The sequence below is a fragment of the Paraburkholderia sp. EG286A genome (genome assembly GCF_040965375.1).
GTDB lineage: Bacteria > Pseudomonadota > Gammaproteobacteria > Burkholderiales > Burkholderiaceae > Paraburkholderia.
This window is the reverse complement of sequence record NZ_JBFRCB010000001.1, coordinates 377,114-397,141: the sequence shown is the minus strand read 5'-3', so window position 1 is coordinate 397,141 and position 20,028 is coordinate 377,114. Positions and strand designations below refer to the sequence as shown.

General features: G+C 64.2%; 8 protein-coding genes and 3 pseudogenes. 1 reads left to right on the top strand and 10 read right to left on the bottom strand.

Annotation, left to right across the window (positions count from 1 at the left end; all coding sequences use genetic code 11):
- Positions 1 to 1,058: 1,058 nt before the first annotated feature.
- The 8 genes and pseudogenes from AB4Y35_RS01820 to AB4Y35_RS01785 all read right to left on the bottom strand — a co-directional run.
- Positions 1,059 to 1,997 (bottom strand): annotated as a pseudogene (locus AB4Y35_RS01820) (filamentous hemagglutinin); the annotation flags it as partial.
- 39 nt (positions 1,998 to 2,036) lie between these two features.
- A complete protein-coding gene (locus AB4Y35_RS01815) occupies positions 2,037 to 2,399 on the bottom strand; it encodes a hypothetical protein (RefSeq protein WP_368703108.1) in 363 nt (120 codons plus the stop codon).
- Positions 2,400 to 2,408: 9 nt separating this feature from the next.
- A pseudogene (locus AB4Y35_RS01810) lies at positions 2,409 to 4,658 on the bottom strand (hemagglutinin repeat-containing protein); the annotation flags it as partial.
- A gap of 110 nt (positions 4,659 to 4,768) precedes the next feature.
- On the bottom strand, positions 4,769 to 5,038 hold the full coding sequence (locus AB4Y35_RS01805; protein WP_368696537.1) for a hypothetical protein: 270 nt from the start codon (positions 5,036 to 5,038) through the stop codon (positions 4,769 to 4,771).
- Entirely contained in the window at positions 5,035 to 13,254 is an 8,220-nt protein-coding gene (locus tag AB4Y35_RS01800) for a hemagglutinin repeat-containing protein (RefSeq protein WP_368703107.1), read from the bottom strand. Before AB4Y35_RS01800 ends, AB4Y35_RS01805 begins: the two co-directional genes overlap by 4 nt.
- A 67-nt stretch (positions 13,255 to 13,321) precedes the next feature.
- Positions 13,322 to 14,029, bottom strand: a pseudogene (locus AB4Y35_RS01795) (filamentous hemagglutinin N-terminal domain-containing protein); the annotation flags it as partial.
- 231 nt (positions 14,030 to 14,260) lie between these two features.
- A complete protein-coding gene (locus AB4Y35_RS01790; RefSeq protein WP_324160490.1) occupies positions 14,261 to 14,581 on the bottom strand; it encodes an ArsR family transcriptional regulator in 321 nt (106 codons plus the stop codon).
- An 11-nt stretch (positions 14,582 to 14,592) separates the two neighbouring features.
- The gene (locus AB4Y35_RS01785; RefSeq protein WP_368703106.1) at positions 14,593 to 16,065 is read right to left on the bottom strand and encodes a PLP-dependent aminotransferase family protein; all 1,473 of its coding nucleotides are present in this window, start codon (positions 16,063 to 16,065) and stop codon (positions 14,593 to 14,595) included.
- A 188-nt stretch (positions 16,066 to 16,253) separates the two neighbouring features.
- Here AB4Y35_RS01785 and AB4Y35_RS01780 point away from each other — a divergent pair, with 188 nt between their 5' ends.
- Entirely contained in the window at positions 16,254 to 18,575 is a 2,322-nt protein-coding gene (locus tag AB4Y35_RS01780; protein WP_368703105.1) for an FdhF/YdeP family oxidoreductase, read from the top strand.
- Between the two features lie 55 nt (positions 18,576 to 18,630).
- Here the strand turns inward: AB4Y35_RS01780 and AB4Y35_RS01775 are convergent, their stop codons facing one another.
- Positions 18,631 to 18,996 carry a response regulator gene (locus tag AB4Y35_RS01775; RefSeq protein WP_028229743.1) on the bottom strand — a complete coding sequence of 122 codons (366 nt, stop codon included), beginning with the start codon at positions 18,994 to 18,996 and terminating at the stop codon, positions 18,631 to 18,633.
- 40 nt (positions 18,997 to 19,036) lie between these two features.
- Positions 19,037 to 20,023: a chemotaxis protein CheX gene (locus tag AB4Y35_RS01770; RefSeq protein ID WP_368703104.1), complete on the bottom strand. Its 987-nt coding sequence runs from the start codon at positions 20,021 to 20,023 to the stop codon at positions 19,037 to 19,039.
- Between the last annotated feature and the right edge of the window lie 5 nt (positions 20,024 to 20,028).

Below are 20,028 nucleotides of genomic sequence, written 5' to 3'. Positions count from 1 at the left end.
ATCAAAAAACACTTCGGCTGCGTATACGCTCACAACCTTAATTAGAGAGACGCAGAGTATCGATGCGACGAAAGCAAGCGCAAAAAACAATAGAAGCCGAATCATTTCTGGCGCTCCATATGGCTCTTTGTCCCATTTATAGCCGCTCCCGCGGCCTCTCCCCCAATGCTTCCACCGATGGACGCACCGGCGGTAGCCCAGTTGTTCGGCCCGAATATATTCAACCCTGACGGGCCAGCCCATTGGCCGACATTCGACCAAGCCAGATTGCCATTGATTGTCGGACGCAAGAGACTGCCAAACCCGGCGTCAGCAATCTTGCCTGCTCCAAAACCGAGAGCAGAAGCGGTCGCTCCACTGAATGCTCCAAACGCAATGCTGTCACTCGTTCCATTCATGGTGTTCTTGATCGCAGTCGTCCCGCCCCCGTTAACCGCATTCACAAGGACATTCCATGCGAGATTTTTATATGCCCCTCCAAGGTCATACGCGCCTATAAAGCCAGTCGCATACGAACCCCCTACATCCAACCAATTGATATTTCCATTCTGGACGTATTGGGAACCTGCATTGATTGCCGCGCTGATCGCGCCCGTTCCAGCCTTTGAGGCCAATGCACCCGATCCCAACGCTCCATCTATCCCGAAGATCGGCGCACCGGGAATCGCCGCCAATGCCGGAAGCACCGCAGGCGCAGCCAGAGCACCAGCAATCGCAAGACCCAGCGCAGGATTCGCTTCGTGCCCGGGCAGTGCTCTTTGCTCTGGCGTCAGCGAATGATCTGCATTGCCATAGAGGAACGGACTGTTGTACTCCGCGGAGGTGGCCCGGAACATATTGCTCCCGGAATTCTGGCTGATGAACGCCGTTGCGTATTTGTTACCGTCCGGCGCCGGTCCAGCGCTCGCTGCGGCATCAACCAGCCGATAGCCGCTTGCCAGCAGCATCTGCTGCGCTTGGTCTGCCGTGAGCGTCTGTCCGGTCTGGTCCTGGTAGAACTGCGCGTACTTGCCCGCGTTGTCCTTCGCCCATTGCCGCTCGTCGGGGTGCAATTGTCGATTGTAAAGATCCACGGTCGAACTGCCAAACGCACCCGCGCCACCTACTGCCGCACCCGCGCCCGCCGCGACCACGTTCGCCACGATGTTGCCAAGCGCGGCGTTCATGTTCGCATCGCCGGTCAGGTTCGACGCAGCAATCGAATCACTGAGCTTGTTCAACTCGCCCCCCAGCTTCGAGCCGATACCCGCGCCTGCTGCACCCGCGACAGCACTGCCCACGCCGCCGCCCAGGCCCGCTACGACCGCCGCGCCCGCCGCCTGCATCTCCGCACGCTTATTGCCGCCTTCGGCCCAAGCGGGGTCACCCGTCGCCCTGACCTGCGCGTCCGCGTAGTCCCCGATGCGCTGCGCCACCGCCTGCCCTGCGGCCTGTGCGGCGTTCATTCGGTCGCCCTGCTCGTTCAGCAGGGCGCTCACGTCAGGCAGCTTCGACACAGTACCGTTCGTGTTCGTCGTGTCCCGGGAGAGATTTGCAACGTCCTGCCTCTGGTTTGCCCCGTCCGTCACAGTGATCGTGCCTGCAGTCACGGCGCTGCGCGTAGTCGCATCCGCCGATCCGCTGTCGCTCTGCGGCAACATCGGTGCTACGCCGCCCCTGTTTGACCCTGAGCCGGGGCCTACCGCCTTACCCGTATTTGCAATCCCCACGCCCGCGCTGATCCCGTTGCTCGTCGCGTCGTAGTGCGAGCGGTTCTGCACATCGCTGTACGTGAGCGTCCCGGTGCTCAGGCTGTTCTTCTCCGCATCCGCCGCGCTGGAAATCACCGCTCCCTTCAGGCCCGTGTTCCCCCTCACGTTGATATCGAAGCCACCACTACCCGCATTGATCCCCGCCTGCTCGTTCACGCCCGCATAGTTCGAATCCGCATGGCCGTTCTGCGCGCTGAAGCTCGCACTGCCGCCGCCCTGGCTAATCGTGAAGCCACCGCCCGCGCTTCATACGCTGAGAACACCCCCTTGCGTCACCACCCGCAGTCAACTGTTTTTCGAACGTCCCCGCTTGTCTCCCAGATCATGCTTAGATTCGCTCGCTGCCGCCGCGCTATTTTCACCAATGTCATTCAAGGCAGGTTTTGTCGAGCGCCCTAAGAAAGCAACGAGCGTAGCGCCCCCAGATATCCCGGCAAAGATCAACAAAGCGCGAGCTTGAACGAACTGCTGCAGTTCAAAGAACGCCTGCTTAGGCCCAACGTAAAGCGCGCCGATCAAGAAAATCACCAGATAGATCGAGAAAAAACACACCGCAAATACCTTCCAAAGCCTGAATCGACCGAGTATTTTTCCGAACACGGGACCGAGTACGCCACCGATTAGACCATTTAAAAATTCGCCGGACATAGATGCTCCTCAATCCTTATTGGATTCGCTGGGCTTCACTGCAGCCTGCGCTGCTTTTCCAGCCGTCTGCCCTAATGCAAGCTTGGTTCCACGAATTACGATTCCTGGAACGGTTGTGATGTTCTGAATCGAGTTCGGAATCCCAGCCCAATTGAACATTGATGTGGTGAACATACTACTGTACGCACCAAACGTAGCAGCCGTTGCCAAGCCGGCGTAAGAAAAGCGCTGGTCGAAGCTGTCCATAAAGTCGGATCCATTCTTTCGATAATCGACGTACGCTCCCGCTGCGGCACCACCTGTGTAAAGCGTACCCGATGCGGCTGCACCGGTCGCTGCCGCTGTCGTTAGAGAATAGCCTGCCTGTGCCGCTTTATACGCAGCAAACAGGTCCTGTGCATACGCTGCGCCATTCGATGCACCAGCAACGATTTCAGGGGCAAGACCCGCCGTCACCAGACCACCCGCTATCGCTAGACCTGCCTTCGGATTCGCAATCGCACCAGGCAGTGCCTTCTGTTCGAGTGTCAGCGAACCATCCGTGTTTCCAAACTTCAACGGATCGTTGTAGTACTGATCCTTGACGAACAGACCGCCACCGTTCTGGCTGATGTACTGGATTGCCGTTGTGTCTCCGCCCGGCCCCTTGCTCGCCGCAGCATCCACCAGACGATAACCATTGGCCAGCAGCATCTGCTGCGCCTGATCCTCCGTGATCGTTCGCCCGGTCTGGTCCTGGTAGATCTGCGCGTACTTGCCCGCGTTGTCCTTCGCCCACTTGCGCTCGTCAGGGTGCAATTGCCGGTTGTAAAGATCCACGGTCGAACTGCCAAACGCACCCGCGCCACCTACTGCCGCACCCGCGCCCGTCGCGACCACGTTCGCCACGATGTTGCCAAGCGCGGCGTTCATGTTCGCATCGCCGGTCAGGTTCGACGCAGCAATCGAATCACTGAGCTTGTTCAACTCGCCCCCCAGCTTCGAGCCAATACCCGCGCCTGCTGCACCCGCGACAGCACTGCCCACGCCGCCGCCCAGGCCCGCTACGACCGCCGCGCCCGCCGCCTGCATCTCCGCACGCTTATTGCCGCCTTCGGCCCACGCGGGGTCACCCGTCGCCCTGGCCTGCGCGTCCGCGTAGTCCCCGATGCGCTGCGCCACCGCCTGCCCTGCGGCCTGTGCGGCGTTCATTCGGTCGCCCTGCTCGTTCAGCAGGGCGCTCACGTCAGGCAGCTTCGACACAGTACCGTTCGTGTTCGTCGTGTCCCGGGAGAGATTTGCCACGTCCTGCCTCTGGCTTGCCCCGTCCGTCACAGTGATCGCACCTGCACTCACGGCGCTGCGCGTGGTCGCATCCGCCGCTCCGCTGTCGCTCTGCGGCAACATCGGTGCTACGCCGCCCCTGTTCGACCCTGAGCCGGGGCCTACCGCCTTGCCCGTATTTGCAATCCCCACACCCGCACTGATGCCGTTACTCGTCGCATCGTAGTGCGAGTGGTTCTGCACATCGCTGTATGTGAGCGTGCCGGTGCTCAAGCTGTTCTTCTCCACATCCGCAGCGCTGGAAATAACCGCACCCGTGAGCGCGGTGTTCCCCCTCACGCTGATATCGAAGCCACCACTACCCGCATTGATCCCCGCCTGCTCGTTCACGCCCGCATAGTTCGAATCCGCATGCCCGTTCTGCGCGCTGAAGCTCGCACTGCCACCGCCCTGGCTGATCGTGAAACCACCGCCCGCGCTGCTCTGGTGCGCGGCGCTCTTTGTCACGTCCTGCACACTCACGATATTCAGGTTGCCGCCCACGTCCGCGATCACCTTGCCACCGTTGACCTGAGAGCCGGTGATGTTCGTGTCGCTGCCCGAGATCACCGTCACGCTGTTCGCGCCGTTCACGTGCGAGGCGTTCTGGATCGCCGCGTCGCTGTTCGCATCTCCATGCGCGTTCGCCATCGCGGCCGACACACCAAAGCCGCCACCCAGCGTGTACTGCACGCCAATGCTCGCGCTACTGGAACTGTTCGAGCTGCGCGTCGAATCGGTGTTCGTGGTGTTGACCACGTCCACCTGGTGCTTCGCCGCCAGCAGCACGTCGTTCGCGCTCACGTTCGAACCGGCAATCGTGACGTTGCCGCTGCCGGGTGTACCGTCGCCCGTTGCGACGAACGCCGCCGTAGCGCCCGCCGCCACGTTCGAGCCGCGCTGCGTCGTCATGTCCTCCGACGACTGGCTTTCACTCTTGCTGGAGCCGACGCTCAAATGAGGAACCCGGTCAGCGCGTGAGAATCATCGTCGAGCACAGCAGGCTTGTCACCACGACAGATTGAACAGTATTGCAAACAATAAACCCGGCCAACGCCGGTTTGTTATCAGGACTTGTTCTGCCCGTCGTCTTTCACTTCGTAGCTCTTGCGCGCCTTTTTGTAGCTGTTGTCGAAGGGTTTTATGTGCAGAAATTTAGCGCGACTCGTCATTCCCCCAACAAGTGCAATAGCGAATCCGATAAGCAGGAGCATGCGAGCCCAGACAATGGGAAGATCGAACTCAATTGCAGTGGCAGCAAACCCAATGCCGAGGAGAATAAGAAGAAGACGCAGCCACGAACTAAGGTTTCCGTCCTCGATGAATCGAATCTTCATTGCTTTTTCCCTGTGGTGTTTGCGCCCACCGCTTTATTCGTACGGTCTTGAATCGAGGCTGCGGCGCTACTGGAGTTCACCTGGTTTGTTAGCTCATTAATAGCCGGCGTGAGCCCAGGAAATTTGCTTGATGCGTAGTTACTCAACATTGCCGTGAAGCCGTTGAACACATATTGCGCCGAATTCGGCTGCGCGATTTGTTGGATAAAATCTGCTGCGATGCCCGTCACCGTGCTGCCAAAGGCGATGGTATCTAGGGCCGGGGCATACGGCGTCGGAAGACTGGCTCCCGCAGCGGCAGCAGAACCTATCCGGCCTGCCGCCGTCGAAACGCTCTCCGCCACATTGGCCACCGCGCCCCGTACATCCGTTGCGACCGGGGTCGGCGTATACGTGTAGACGCTCGGGACACCGCCCGGTGTGGCCGAGTTGTAATTCTGCAGGATGAACGCCTGCAACTCCGGATTCGCCTGCGGCAGCGCCTGGATCACCAGCGGATTTCCGTTTGCGTTCGTCAAGCCCGTATCGATCCACTTCGCGCCCGGATCGGTTGGGGTGCGCCCGTTCAGTTCCTCGGCGGTTCCCGGCGGCACCGAGCTACCATCCGCGGACGACAGGCCCATGAGCCGCAACTGGTCTTCCACCTGCGCCTGCGTGTACTGGCCGTTGCTTTTATCGGCAATATTTTTCGCCAGTTTTCGCTCGTCCGGGTGAAGCTGCCGGTTGTACAGGTCCGCATTGGCCGCCGTGGTCGCGCCCGCACCCCCACCAACCAGCGCGCCACCAACACCCGCCGCCACGTTCGACGCCAGACTGCCCAGCAGCGTTGAGCCAGTACTGTCCGCGATTCCCTTCGACAGACTGTCCAGTTGATTCGCCAGCGCTGCCGACAGCCCTGCTCCGGCCGCCCCCTGCAGCGCCGTCCCGACACTGCCGCCACCCAGCCCGCCCAGCAGCGCTCCGCCCCCGATATGCAGCGTTACACGGTTACTCCCACCCTCAGCCCACGAATCCGCGACCGCCTGGTACTGAGCGGCCAGCTCCAGATTGCCCGCCTTTGTCGCCGCATCCGCCTGATCCTGGGCCTCCCTGTACTTGCCCTGCGCATACGTGCCAATCCCCTGCGCAATCACCTGACCCGCCGCTCGCGCCGCCTGCATCGTGTCGGCCTGCTGGTTCAGGATCTCGTTCACGTCCGGCGTTTTCGACACCATGCCGTTCGTGCCGGTCGTGTCGCGGCTCAGGCTCGCCACGTCCTGTGTCTGGTTCGTCGCGTCGGTAATCGTGATCGTACCCGCGCCAATGGCGCTCCTCGTCGTCGCGCTTTCGTCGCCCGCCTGCGATGCAAACGTCGGGATCGCCCCGCCCGGCGTCGAGCCGGGGCCGATCGCCTTGCCCGTCGAATCTAGCCCGCCGCCCACACTGATGCCACTGCTGTTGGCGCTGTAGTGCGACTGGTTCGCGATATCGCCGTACGTCAGCGTCCCGGTCGTCAGGCTGTTTTGTGCTGCGTCGGCCGCACTCGTTATCACGCCGCCCTTCAGGTCCGCGTTCCCCCTCACATTGATGTCGAAGCCACCACTATCCGCATTGATCCCCGCCTGCTCCTTCACGCCCGCATAGTTCGAATCTGCATGGCCGTTCTGCGCGCTGAAGCTCGCGCTGCCGCCGCCCTGGCTGATCGTGAAGCCACCACCCGCGCTGCTCTGGTGCGCGGCGCTGTTCGTCACGTCCTGCACGCTTGCAATGTTCAGGTTGCCGCCCACGTCCGCGATCACCTTCCCACCGTGGACCTGCGAGCCGGTGATGTTCGTGTCGCTGCCCGAGATCACCGTCACGCTGTTCGTGCCGTTCACGTGCGAGGCATTCTGGACCGCCGCGTCGCTGTTCGCATCGCCGTGCGCGTTCGCCATCGCGGCCGACACACCAAAGCCGCCACCCAGCGTGTACTGCACGCCAATGCTCGCGCTACTGGAACTGTTCGAGCTGCGCGTCGAATCGGTGTTCGTGGTGTTGACCACGTCCACCTGGTTCTTCGCCGCCAGCAGCACGTCGTTTGCGCTCACGTTCGAACCGGCAATCGTGACGTTGCCGCTGCCGGGTGTACCGTCGCCCGTTGCGACGAACGCCGCCGCAGCGCCCGCCGCCACGTTCGAGCCGCGCTGCGTCGTCATGTCCTCCGACGACTGGCTTTGGCTCTTGCTCGAACCGATGCTCACCTTGATGCCGATATCGGGCTTCCCACCATCGGCAAGGGCCTTCACTCCCGCGCCTGCCATTGCAGCATCGCTCCCCGCTGCAATCGCATGCAGCGCCGCCGCACGATCATTGCCGCTGTCCGCAGAATGGCTGACGGCGCGACCTTCCGAATACGCATTGTTGATCGCATCGCCAACCGAACCGGCGAGGCCAATCGTCACGCCGCTGCTGCTGGTCTTTTGCGTCCGCGCCTGGTGCGCGGTATCGGTGGCCGAATCGATGATGATGTTCGAGGCCATGCCCGTGACGTTGCCACCCGCCAGCAAGTCACTACCCGTCACATGCAGCGTATTGCCCGCCTGGATCGCCAGATTGCCGTTGATCGACCCCACCGTACTCGCGTTGTTCGTGACACTCGACTGCTGATCAGTCTTCGCGAGCTTGCTGGAGCCGACCGTCACCGTCAGGCCGCTCGTGCCCAGGCCCGTGCGCTTCTCCGCATAGCTGCCCGAGGACTGCATGGTGTCCTGCGTCGTGCCGATGTTCACGTCATGCGCGGCAGCGAGCGCCACATCGTTCGTCCCGACAACCGTGCTGCCGTTCACGCTGATATCGTGGCCGCCCGAGATCGACACGCTATCCGCCGAGATCGTGCTGCCCTGCGAGCGCGTGACGGTCGTATCGTGCGAACTCGCCACCTCCTTGCCGCTGACCACGTTGCTGTGGCTGTGCTGCTCCTGCGAGCTATCGATGTGCGTTTCGGTCGCCGCGCCGATATTGACATCGCCCGTTGCTGCAAGCGCCAGCGTGCCCTTGTCGAGGTTGACCGAGCTGCCGTTGATGTCGATGTTCTTGCCCGACACCACCGCGAGTGAATCCCCCGCATTGAGCGTGGTCGCCGTCAACGCATCGTGCGATCTGTGCGACGACTCCGAGTAACTGCCGTGACCGTCGCTGCCGGAACTATTGCTGTCGATGGTCGAGGTTGCCTTCGCCGCATCGAGCGTGACGTCGCCCTTCGCCGCGATGGTGCCCCCGCCGCCCAGGTTGAGGTTCGCGCCGCTCGCCGTCAGGTCGCCGCCCACGCCAATCACCGAGACGCCGCCCACGTTCACGGTGCTGCCCGTCACGCTGTTGATGTTCGTGTCCGACACGCCATTCGCGCGCTCGACCACCTTGTGCTCGCCCGTCTGCACCGTGCCGATATCGTAGTTGCCGCCCACGGCCATGCCGAGGTTGCCGCCGATATCGAGGTTGGCCCCGTGCTGCTCGAAGTTGCCTCCTGTGATGATCGCCGCGTCGCCCGCCACGTTCAGGCTCGCCACCGGACCCGTCGTCGTGCTCACGCGCGTGGCGCCTGTGGCGCTCACCTGATTGAGCGTTTTCGTGGCCGCGTCGAGGATCACGTTGCCGCCCGCGTTGAGCACAAGACTCCCGGCGTTCACCTTCGCAGAGGTCAGATCGACGTTGCCTGCTGTGGCCAGCGCCATGAGGCCGCCGCTCGTGAGCGCGCCGAACGCGTTGTTGATCGACTGGCCGTCGATCTGCATCGAGTTCGCCGCCTGCACCGTGCCGCTGTTCGTGAAGGTCTGCGCGTTCTTGAGGTCGATATCGGTTGCCGCGATGAGCGGCCCGTCCATGTTCTGCTGGCTCGCCTTCGCGAGGTAGACCACGGGCACGAGCACCGACTGTCCGTCCACAACCTGCGTCTGCATGATGATGACGTTGCTCGTGAGTTGCGCCACCTGCTCGGGCGACAGGCTCATGCCGAGCGGCAGGTCCAGCGACTTCGAAAGCGATGCGCCCGCCGCAAGCATCGCTTCGTACATCGACTGGAGATCGGTATAGGGCCCAAGGACGGCCTTGCCGGTGAGCGACGTCATCTGGTTGCGCACGAGTTGCTGCTCGTAGAAGCCATCGCCCAGGCGCTTTTCGGTCGTCTGCGGATTCAGGCCAAGCTGTTGCAGGTAATAGTCGCTCGAGATGAACGCTTTCTGGTTCGTGAACGCCGGGTTCGTCTCGATCAGGTAATTCACACCGGGCGTGCTCACCGGCCTGAAGAGACCCCCCTGGGGGATCGTGAGGTTTTGCAGCACGTTCTGTGCGGTCGCGCTCGCGATGACCGGATCGACCCTGCTCCCGCCGCCCTTGACCGAGGCCGTGCCGCCCTTCGTGCCGCCGGCATTGCCGCTCACCGCGCCGACATCCACGCCGGTCAGCGACTGGCCAGCGGCAAGCCCGAGTGAAGGAATGCCCGCGTTGCCCGCCGTGTTGTCGATGTGGATGCCCGACCCGGAGAGCGTGCCGCCCGCAACAAAGCTCGACTCGTAGGCAGGCAGCGCGTAGTTGCGGATGTCTGCGGGTGCGGCCTGCGTATAGCCGCCCGGATGGTTGGTGACGAACCCGGCATCACCGAACGGCAACTGCCAGTTGTGCTCGCTGTTGTCGTAGTTGTCGTAGTGATACTGGCCCGAGTACGTAACCTGCACGCCGGGTGCGGCCTGAACCCGCCAGCTATTCTGGTCGAGCGAGACAGGCGCAGCGATGTTGGCGACTGCCGCGACCGCGCTCCAGTAGTTCTGGAACAGGCCCACCGACGAGGCATCAAGAGTGCCACCAGCAATGATCTGCGCCTGCGGGCTGATGCCGGCAATCAGGTTCGCCACCGCGACGCCCGTATAGGTCGTGTACTGGTACGTGCTGTTCCACTGCCCGCCATGCGGCGGGTCGGTCGGCACACCGCCGATCATCGTCGGATCGCCCTTTGAACCCAGGACCTGCGGATTACCCGGCCCGCACGCGGCCATATAGGTCGCGACGCACCCGGACAGGCTGATGCCAAGCTGTTCCAGCAGCGCGGGATCGACAGGCTGATTAAGGCCGGTCGTCGTCATCACGCGCCGCGTGTTCGTCACCTGGTCGGCGTGCAGCTCCATGTCGCCCGCCGATTCGACCAGCGCCGACTGATTGCGGATCAGCGCCGCGTTGGTGTAGTGCCCGTTCGCATCCTTGCCGCCCGCCAGCACGACTTTGCCCAGGCCATAGATCGCGGTGGTCGCCTGCGTGTCGGTGGCCGTGGTGTCGTCGCGGTTCTCGATATCGTTCGCAAGCAGTTCCAGCGTACCGTTGCTGTCCGTCGCACCGATGAGCGCGGCTGGCCCCACATTGGTCAGGCTGCGGTTCGCATACAGCGATACGCTGCCACCCACCATGGTGCCCGTGTTCTGCAGTGTGCCCGAGTGCGTGGTGAGCGTGCCGCCCGCCATCATGGTCCCGCTATTGAAGATGTCGCCCGCGTTGATGCCGAGGTTGTTGCCCGCCTCCACCAGCGCCGCATTGGCGAACGCTCCTGGCAGCGTGAATGTAAGGTCGTGACCGGCGTTGAACTGCACATCGACCGCGGTCGCGAAATCACCCTGCATGCTGATCGCCACGTCATTGGCTGCGCTGTACGCGCCGCCGCCCGTGAGCGTCGATGCCCTCACCGCGAGGTCGTGGGTCGCGCCGATCTGGCCGCGGGTGTTGTCGATCGCGCCCGTAGTCGTGACCGTGACATCACCGGTCAGGCCCGCGACGTTGCCGATTGCGCCGCTGGTGTTGTTCAGGTTATCGCCCGTCACCGTGACGTTCGCGCCGCTCACCTGAGCGCCCTGGGTGTTCAGGATCGACGACGCATTGACGTCGAGATTGCCGTTGCCCGTGACCTGGCCACCCGCATTCAGGAGTTCGCTGCCGCCCTGAACCGTCGTGTCGCCCCTGCCGAGGTTGCCGATGACACCGCGCGTGTTGTCAGTGGACGCAGCGCGGACGGCGAGCGTGCTGACGTCGCCTGCCGCCCCGGTGCCGGACTGGATCTGGCCGTTCACGTTCGTCAGCGCCCCGCTGTCGATGGAAGCGGACGCGAGCGAGCGCACCACACCTTGAGTGTTGTTCAGCACGCCCGCGATGGCGGCCGAGAGATAGCCCTGCGCGGCAAATACGCCCGACGTGTTGTCGACGCTCCCCGCGTTCGCGACGAGTTCGCCCGCCGTGATGATCCTGCCGCCCACGTTCGAGAGCGCACCCGCGCCGTTGCCCGGTGCAATCGTGAACGTGCCCGCGCCGGCGTGGAGGATCGAGCCTCCGTTGTTGTTGAGCGCCCAGGGCGTGAGCGAGAAGTCGGTGCTGCTGGTTTGCAGCGTACCGCCCGACGAGTTGTCGAATGTCCCGCTGATGTGCAGGCCCATCGGCACCGCGTCGTATTGCGTGATCGTGCCGCCGTGGTTCAGCAGATCGGTGGCGGAGAGCGCGAGCCGGTTTGACTCGATATCGCCTCCGCTGTTGTCCAGCGTGTCGGCGGTCGAGATCGTGAGGTTTGGCGCGACGACCTTCCCGCCGCTGTTCGTCATCGAACCGATGCGGATCGTCCCGTTGGCGCCCGCGCCAATCTGACCGCCATCGTTCGTGAGTGTGGCGCTTGTGACGCTCAGATCCGTGTTCGACAGTACCTTGCCGCCGGTATTGTCCAGCGCGCCGCTGACCGTCGCCGCGACGCCGCGCTGTCCGCTGACCGAACCCGCCGTGTTGTTGAGCGAGCCCGCTTGGGCCACGACATTCCCATTGCTGGTAATCGCGCCGCCCGCGTTCGATACCGCACCCGCGCCGTTGCCCGCGCTGACCGTCAGCGTGCCCGTACCAGCGTGCGCAATCGCGCCTGCTCCGTTATCAATCGATGCTCCCGTTACGCGCAGGTTCGTGGCGTTCGATGCGATCCGCCCGCCGTTCGAATTGTCCAGCCTGCCGCCCACGCTCGCCGTCTGCGCGCTGCTGCCCGTCTGCGTGATCACGCCGCCTTCGTTGTTGAGGTCTCCAGGCGTCGAGACCGCTACGGTATCCGCATCGATGTTGCCCTTCGCGTTGTCGATGGACGCACCCGTAGCCGTCACGGTCGTACCCGAGAGCGTGCCGCCTGCGTTGGCAAGCAACCCGGTCGCGGTAGCCGTCAACGCATCGCCCGCGCTCGCCGAGCCGCTGTTGCTCAGGTTCCATGCGTTCAGGATGGCGTTATGCAGCGCGCTGACCTGCCCCGCGTTCCTGAAGGTGTAGGCGCTGATCTGCACGTTGCCATTGCCGCCGATCACGCCACCCACGCCGTTCAGCAGCGTGCCAGTCACACCGAGGTTCAGGCCGTCGCCGTTCAGTGAGGTAATGCGGCCTGCCGTGTTGTCCAGAGACGTGCCGGACAGCGAAAAACCCATCGCGCTCTGCATCGTGCCCTGGCCGTTGGCGACGGCCCCACCGCTGCGCACCTGCATCGCGCCCTGCGAAACGAACACGCCGGCCTGGTTCGACACGTCGCCTGCCGCCGTCGCGTTGAGCGGCCCCTGCGCCGAGACATTGCCGCCCTGGTTCGAGAGCCTGCCCGCGTTGAGTGTCACGGCACCGCCCGTCATCGCGCCGTGGTCGTTGACCATCGCGCCCGATGCCTGCGCGTTCACTGCGCCTTGGGCGCTCGTCGTCGCGCCCGAGAGATTCAGGTCGCCTGCGTTCGCCGTGAGCGACAGGTTGCCGTTCGCCGCCGTTTCGCTGCCTGCGAGATTGACCGACACGCCCGAAAGCGTCGCATCCCCGCCCGCGACGTTATGGCCCGTGGCTGAAAGCGCGCCCGACGAATCAACATTCAGATTCGCCGCCTGCGTCACCACGCCATCGCCGTTCACGCCCGCGGCGAGCGAACCGGTCGAATTCACCGACCCCGCGCCCGCATTGAGCGCGCCCTGCGCCGCGAGCGTGCCGCTGTTCGTGAGATCGCCTGCGCTATGCGCTGCAAGCGAGCCTCGCGCGTAAGCGGTGCCGGTGTTCGTAATACCTGTATTCGAGTTCAGGGCGACGTTGCCGCTTGCGGTCGTCCTGCCCGTGAGCAGGACGCGGCCATCCGAACGCAGCGTAAAGTCGCCCGCCTGGGCGGCGATTACGCCCGCGTTCGACACGCCCACGCCGTGCTCGTTGGACCCCAGATAGATCTTGCCCGCGTACATACCGCCTAGCTGGCTTGACGTCGATCGAGACCGGCGCAGGAACGCCATTGCCCGCGATCGGCGTCGCCGCGAGCGTATCGTGATTGACGTTGTTCGCGCCGGCGATGACACTCAGGCTGTTGGCATAGACCGCCGCATTGATTTGCACGGCTCTTGCCAGTAAATCGACCTGATCGACATTCGACGCGTTAAAGCCCGCGCCCTGCACGGCGATATTGCCGCCCGTGACGTTGTAGCCCGTGAGCGCACCGTTTGCGTCGAGTTGCGGGATGCCGGTCGTCAGAACGGCGCGGTTCGTATTGATGAAGCTGCCACCGTTGACGGAAATCCCCGACGGGTTTGCCAGCACCACCGTGGCACGCCGACCTGCAACTTCGAGTGGGCCATTGAACCGCGTAGGGTTGGCACCGTTGACCTGGTTGACGATGATCCGCGCCGACTGGCCCGCAACATAGTTCGGATTGCCATTGATCTGCCCCGCCAGCTGCGTATTCGCGATCGTCGGCGAATTGTTGAGAACCGCGCCGCGCTGCTGGACGTCGAACTGCGAGTAGCTGTTCATCGACACGCCAGCGCCCGAGGGGCGGTTGACGTTCACCTGCGGCAGGCCATTGGGCGTGTTGATGACGCCGGGCGCATGGGCACCCGAAGGAACGATCTGGGCGTGCACGAGCAGCGGTGCCCCGCCCACCAGCAACACGGCCGCCGCCACAGCGGCCTCGCCGCGCCCCCGCTTGCCACATGCCGTCGCGCTCTCTTCGACTGCGACGAGCATGTTGCGCGCACGGCTGAACACCAGCCTGTAAATCTTGTTCATCGTCGCCCGACACTTTCAGTTTGTCAGGCGATTCTGGTCAGGCGACTATCTCAAAACACGTCAAAAATTGTCAAAGCGGCGATTGCGCAGGAATTTCAGATTTGTCCTAGATGTATTGACCCGTTGCGCATGAACCGTGTCGCAAACCGACAACGGCAACATCGGGTTACGAGCGAGCAAGGCGGCGCGCTACGCTTCGCCCTCGCCGAACACCTCCGCACAAAACGCCCGCCCTTCATCCGACAGACTCGCCGTGCCGGTTCCATCTTCGGCCTGCGTCGTCACCACCAGGCCGCTGTCCACGAGCGCCGTGAGTTGCCTGCGCAGTCCGCTCATCGGCACGCCGGCCTGCTTCGAGAGTTTCGCGAGCGACCACGCCCGGCCCTGAGTCTCAGGCCGCTCGTGCTTCTCGCACTCTGCGCGCCACAACTGCTCGAGCACAGCAATCAGCACCGGGTCGACGCCCGACTCGTCTGCGTCGTCATCGTCGCGCTCTTTATCTGCGTTCATCGTCTGTCTCCTCATGCCATCTTCGCGGCCATTTCGCCTAGCGTCTTCAGCGCGGCTTCGGTCTGCGCGTTCCATGGGTAGCTGTAGTTCAGCCGGATGTAGTGGTGATACTCGTTGCGCATCGAGAACATGTAACCGGGCCCGATGGTAATGCCCTGCGCGAGCGCCGCCTGATAGAGCCGCATCGAATCGACGCGCGGCGGCAGTTCCACCCACAGCACGTAGCCGCCTTGCGGCTCCGAGGTGCGCGTGCCCGCCGGAAAGAAGCGCTCGACCATCGCCCGCATGAGCCGCGCCTGTTGCCGGTAAAAGCGCCGCACGCGGCGCAGGTGCCGGTCGTAGCCATCGTGGCGCAAGTAGTCGGCCAGCGCCACCTGGGGAACCGAGGGTGTCGTGAGCGTGTTGAGGAACTTGAGCTTCTCGACCTGCGCGCGGTAGCGCCCCGGCAGCGCCCAGCCGATGCGGTACGAGGCGGAAAGGCTCTTCGAAAACGAGGCGCAATGCAGCACGAGGCCGCGCGTGTCGAACTGCTTGAGCGTGGAAGGCCGCGTCTGCCCGAAGTACAGCTCCTGATAAACGTCGTTCTCGATCACGGGCAAGTCGTGCGCCTCGGCAAGCGCCACGAGCCGCGCCTTGTTTGCGTCGGGCATGCGAAAGCCCAGCGGATTCTGGAAGTTCGGCATCACCATGCAGGCCGCGACTTTCTGGCGCGTCAGTACGCGCTCCAGCGCGTCGAGGTCGATGCCGGTATCCGCGTGCGTGCTCACTTCAATGGCGCGCATGCCCAGACGCTCGATGGCGTGCAGCATCGCGTAGTACGTCGGCGACTCGACGGCCACCGTGTCGCCCGGCTTGGCCACGGCTTGCAGGCTCAGGTTGATCGCCTCGGTCGCGCCCACGGTGATGACGATTTCCTCGGGATCGACGCTCACGCCGTTTTCGGCGTAGCGCCGCGCGATCTGGCGGATCAGCTCGGGGTTGCCGGGCGGCAGGTCGTCGATGAGGTTCCAGCTCGCATGACGGCGCGCAATGGCGTTGGCGTACTGGTTGATGCGCCGCCACGGGAACAGCGCCGGGTCCGGATACGGCGAGCCGAGCGGCACGGCGTCCTGCGCGCCGATGCTGCGCAGCGTCGAAAGCACGAGCCGGCTCACATCCACGTTGGCGGGCACGGGCTGCCGCGGCGCGCTGGCGCGGCGGGGCTTGACCGGGGAATCGGCGTCCTTGCCCTGCGCGCCTCGTGCGCCCGCCGCGCCGCGCCCTTGCGGCGCACCCAGGCGCGCACGCACGAAATAGCCCGATTGCGGCCGCGACTCGATCACGCTGCGGCTTTCCAGCAGCGCATAGGCGCGCAGCACCGTCTTGATGCTCACGCCGTGCTGCTGGCTCGCGCGCCGCACGGAGAGAATGCGCTCGCCGGGGCCAAACACGCCGCGGCGCACGGCGGCTTCGATATCGTCGGCGAGTTGCTCGTAGCGGGTCACGTTCGGGTTGCGTTCAATCAGGCTAAGGGGCGAGGCCGCGCGCGCGGCCGATGCCGGCAAGTCTATGACAAAACGCCGCAACTGTATCCCTTGCTTTTTGGTTTTTCTGTGATCTCCGGGGGCACAGGAACACAGTAGCCTTGAGTCATCGGGCAGACCGCCCTGGAAAACGAAAAGCCAACCGCATCATGAAGAAGCCGCAAGGTCGCATCGAGCCATATCACCACCCCGCCGCCGGCTGGGGCGCGCTCAAGCAGGTCGCCATCAACCTGATCAAGGAGAAGGTGACGGGCGGCAATTACCGCACGCTGCTCAAGCAGAACCAGCCCGACGGCTTCGACTGCCCCGGCTGCGCATGGCCCGACCGCGAGCACGCTTCCACGTTCGAATTCTGCGAGAACGGCGTGAAAGCCGTGGCGGCGGAGGCGACCAGCAAGCGCGTGACGCCGCAGTTCTTCCAGGAGCACACGGTCAGCGAGCTGATGGCCCAGTCGGACTACGAGCTGGAGCAGCACGGCCGCCTGACCGATCCGCTCGTCTACGACGCGCTGCAGGACCGCTACGTGCCGATCGAGTGGAACGACGCATTCAAGCTGATCGCGAAGCACCTCAACGCGCTCGACGACCCGAACCGCGCCGCGTTCTACACCTCGGGCCGCGCGAGCAACGAGGCCGCGTTCCTCTACCAGCTGTTCGTGCGCATGTACGGCACGAACAACTTCCCCGACTGCTCGAACATGTGCCACGAAGCCACGAGCCGCGGCCTGCCGGGCACGGTGGGGATCGGCAAGGGGACGGTCACGCTGGACGACTTCGAGCACGCCGACACACTGCTCATCTTCGGCCAGAACCCGGCGACGAACCATCCGCGCATGCTCGGCGAGTTGCGCGATTGCGCGAAGCGCGGCGCGACCATCGTCTCGATCAATCCGTTGAAGGAGCGCGGGCTGGAACGTTTCGCGAGCCCGCAGCACACGCTCGACATGCTCTCGCCCAAGGGCGTGCAGATCAGCTCGGTATTCATCCGCCCGCGCGTGGGCGGCGACTTCGCGCTCATCAAGGGTGTGGCCAAGCGCGTGATCGAACTCGACGACGAAGCGCTCGCGCAAGGCACGGAACGCGTGCTCGACGTCGACTTCATCGCCGAGCACTGCATGGGCTTCGACGCCTTCGCGGCCGACCTGCGTGCCGAGTCGTGGGACACCATCGTCGCCGAAGCGGGCGTGCCGATCGAAGAAGTGCTCAAGCTCGCTGACATCTACGTGAAGGGCCGCGCCGTCATCTCGACGTGGGGCATGGGCCTCACGCAGCACAAGAATTCGGTGGCGACGATCCAGTTGCTGTCGAACCTCATGATGATGCGCGGGAACATCGGCCGCCGTGGCGCGGGCCTGTGCCCCGTGCGCGGCCATTCGAACGTGCAAGGCGACCGCACGGTGGGCATCGAGGAAAAGCCCACCCAGGCGTTTCTCGACCGCCTCGGCAAGGCCTACGATTTCGAACCGCCGCGTGAGCATGGCTACGACGTCGTGGAAACCATCCACGCGATGCTCGAAGGCCACGTGAAGGTGTTCATCGGTCTGGGCGGCAACTTCTCGATCGCCACGCCCGACACGCCGCGCACGTGGGAAGCCATGCGCGCGTGCGCGCTCACGGTGCACGTGACGACGAAGCTCAACCGCAGCCACCTGGTTCACGGCCACGACGCACTCATCCTGCCCACGCTCGGCCGCACCGAGATCGACCTGCAGAACGGCGTGCCGCAAGGCGTGAGCGTCGAGGACTCGATGAGCATGGTGCACATCTCCTACGGCATGAACCGCCCCGCTTCGACCAACCTGCTTTCGGAAATCGCGATCGTCGCGCGCATGGCGCACGCCACGCTCGGCAGCGACAAGGTGGACTGGCTCGACCTCGCCGCCGACTACGCGAAGATCCGCGACGGCATCGAAAAGGTGTTCGACGGCTTCGAGAACTACAACGAACGCCTGAAGCACCCGGGCGGCTTCCACCTGGGGGTGGCCTCGCGCGACCGCGTGTGGAAAACGCCGAGCAACAAGGCGCAGTTCGTGGTGCACGCCATCGCGCTCGATACGCCCATTCACCGCGCGCGCGCCGAGCATGGCCCGCGGCTCATGACGCTCATGACCACGCGCTCGCACGATCAGTACAACACGACGATCTACGGTCTCGACGACCGCTATCGCGGCGTGTACGGCCTGCGCCGCGTGCTGTTCGCGAACCGCGAAGACATGACGATGCTCGGTTTCGAGCCGGGCCAGCACGTGGACATCACGAGCGTGTGGGACGACGGCGTGGAGCGCCACGTCGAAGACTTCATGCTGGTGGAGTACGACATTCCGCGCGGTTGCCTCGGCGCGTACTATCCCGAGACCAATCCGCTCGTGCCGCTTTCGTCGATTGCGGACGGCGCAGGCACGCCGACGTCGAAGTCGATTCCGGTGCTGCTGAGCCCTGCCACGGCTGCCGATCACGCCATCGCGGCGTGATGTCTGGTCCGCAGGCCCCGGCAATGGCGCCGGGGCCTTTTTGCTTGCGCTGCGCTTAGCTCGCGAGCTTGCGGAACGTTTCGAGCACCGCTTCGCCCTTGAACGGCTTCACGATCCAGCCACGCACGCCGGCCGCCTTGCCGCGCTCCTTCATGGCCGGGCTGCTTTCCGTAGTCAGCATCACCACGTTCACGGCCGTATTCGCGAGTTCGCTGCGGATCTTCTCGACCATCGTGAGGCCGTCCATGTTCGGCATGTTCACGTCGCTCACCACGAGCTTCACGCCCGGGTTCGAGCGCAGCTTCGCGAGGCCGTCCTTGCCGTCCACCGCCGTATCGACGTCCAGACCGTTCTTGCGCAGAAAGCCTGCCACTTCGTCGCGCACCGTGCTCGAATCGTCCACCACCAGAATCTTTGCCATGTTGTCCCTCTCTGTTGCGCCGCTTTGGGCGCGCATTTGATCAAAATAATTCGAGTTCGCCGCTCGCCTGTTCTTCAACGGCAGCGGCTGCGGCCTGCGCGGCCGTCTCGTCAAAGCCTTCGCGCGACCAGCCGAGGCTGAACACGAAACGCTGGTCGATCACCACTTCGCGGCCCGTATCCGGGCACGTGAGCCGGTACTTGATGCACAGCTGCGGGTTGTCCGAGCCAAACGACAGATAGCGCCGCCGATGATTGATGAGCAGCGGCACCTGCACCTGCGCGCGCCCCCAACCCGCCTCGCCGGCAGCGTGTGCGTTGCCCAGATAACGGTTGCGGAACGCCCCCCACACGAGATTCGTGAGTTCGGCGAGCACGCCGTTTACGTCGCGGAAGTCGCTCGCTTCGTCGCGGCCCGCGCGCGGCGGGAGCAGCTCGATCAGCGGCGCCTCCTCGGTCTGCATGAGAAGCCAGCCGCGGCACCATGCGGTCTCGATCGGAATGAGCGTCAACACCTCGCCGAAGATGATGCGGTCGCGCACGATGCTCGGCGTGTCCCAGTTCACTTCGAGTCCGGCAAAGAGGCCGCGCAGACGCCCGAGCGTCATGTCGGTGATGCCGTCCACGAGCGGGTCCGGGTAGTCGTGCGAGAACACGTGCGCTTCGAGCGCCGCGATCAGCGTTGCGGGATCGCTGTCGTGCCAGCTCGCGCACGGCAGGCGGCGCAACGGCTCGGGCAACGCATCGCCGTGCTCGTTTGCTGCGCGCCGCAGCACGACGGGCAGTTCGGGGCGCTCCGCTTCCAGCGCGACGGCCACCGCCGCCGCGGCTTCGAGCGAGCCGCCAAAGTCCTCGCCGAGCAGCACGCCGCCCAGGTCGTAATGCGTCTTCAGCGCCGCCGAGAGTGCGTCGCGCCGCACCGGCACGCACACGCAATCGTGTGCGGCTGCGGTTTGCGCGATCGCCTCGGCGCGCGCCGTATCGCTTTCCAGCAGCAACAGCTTGCTGACTGGCTTGTTCGCGTTCATGTTTC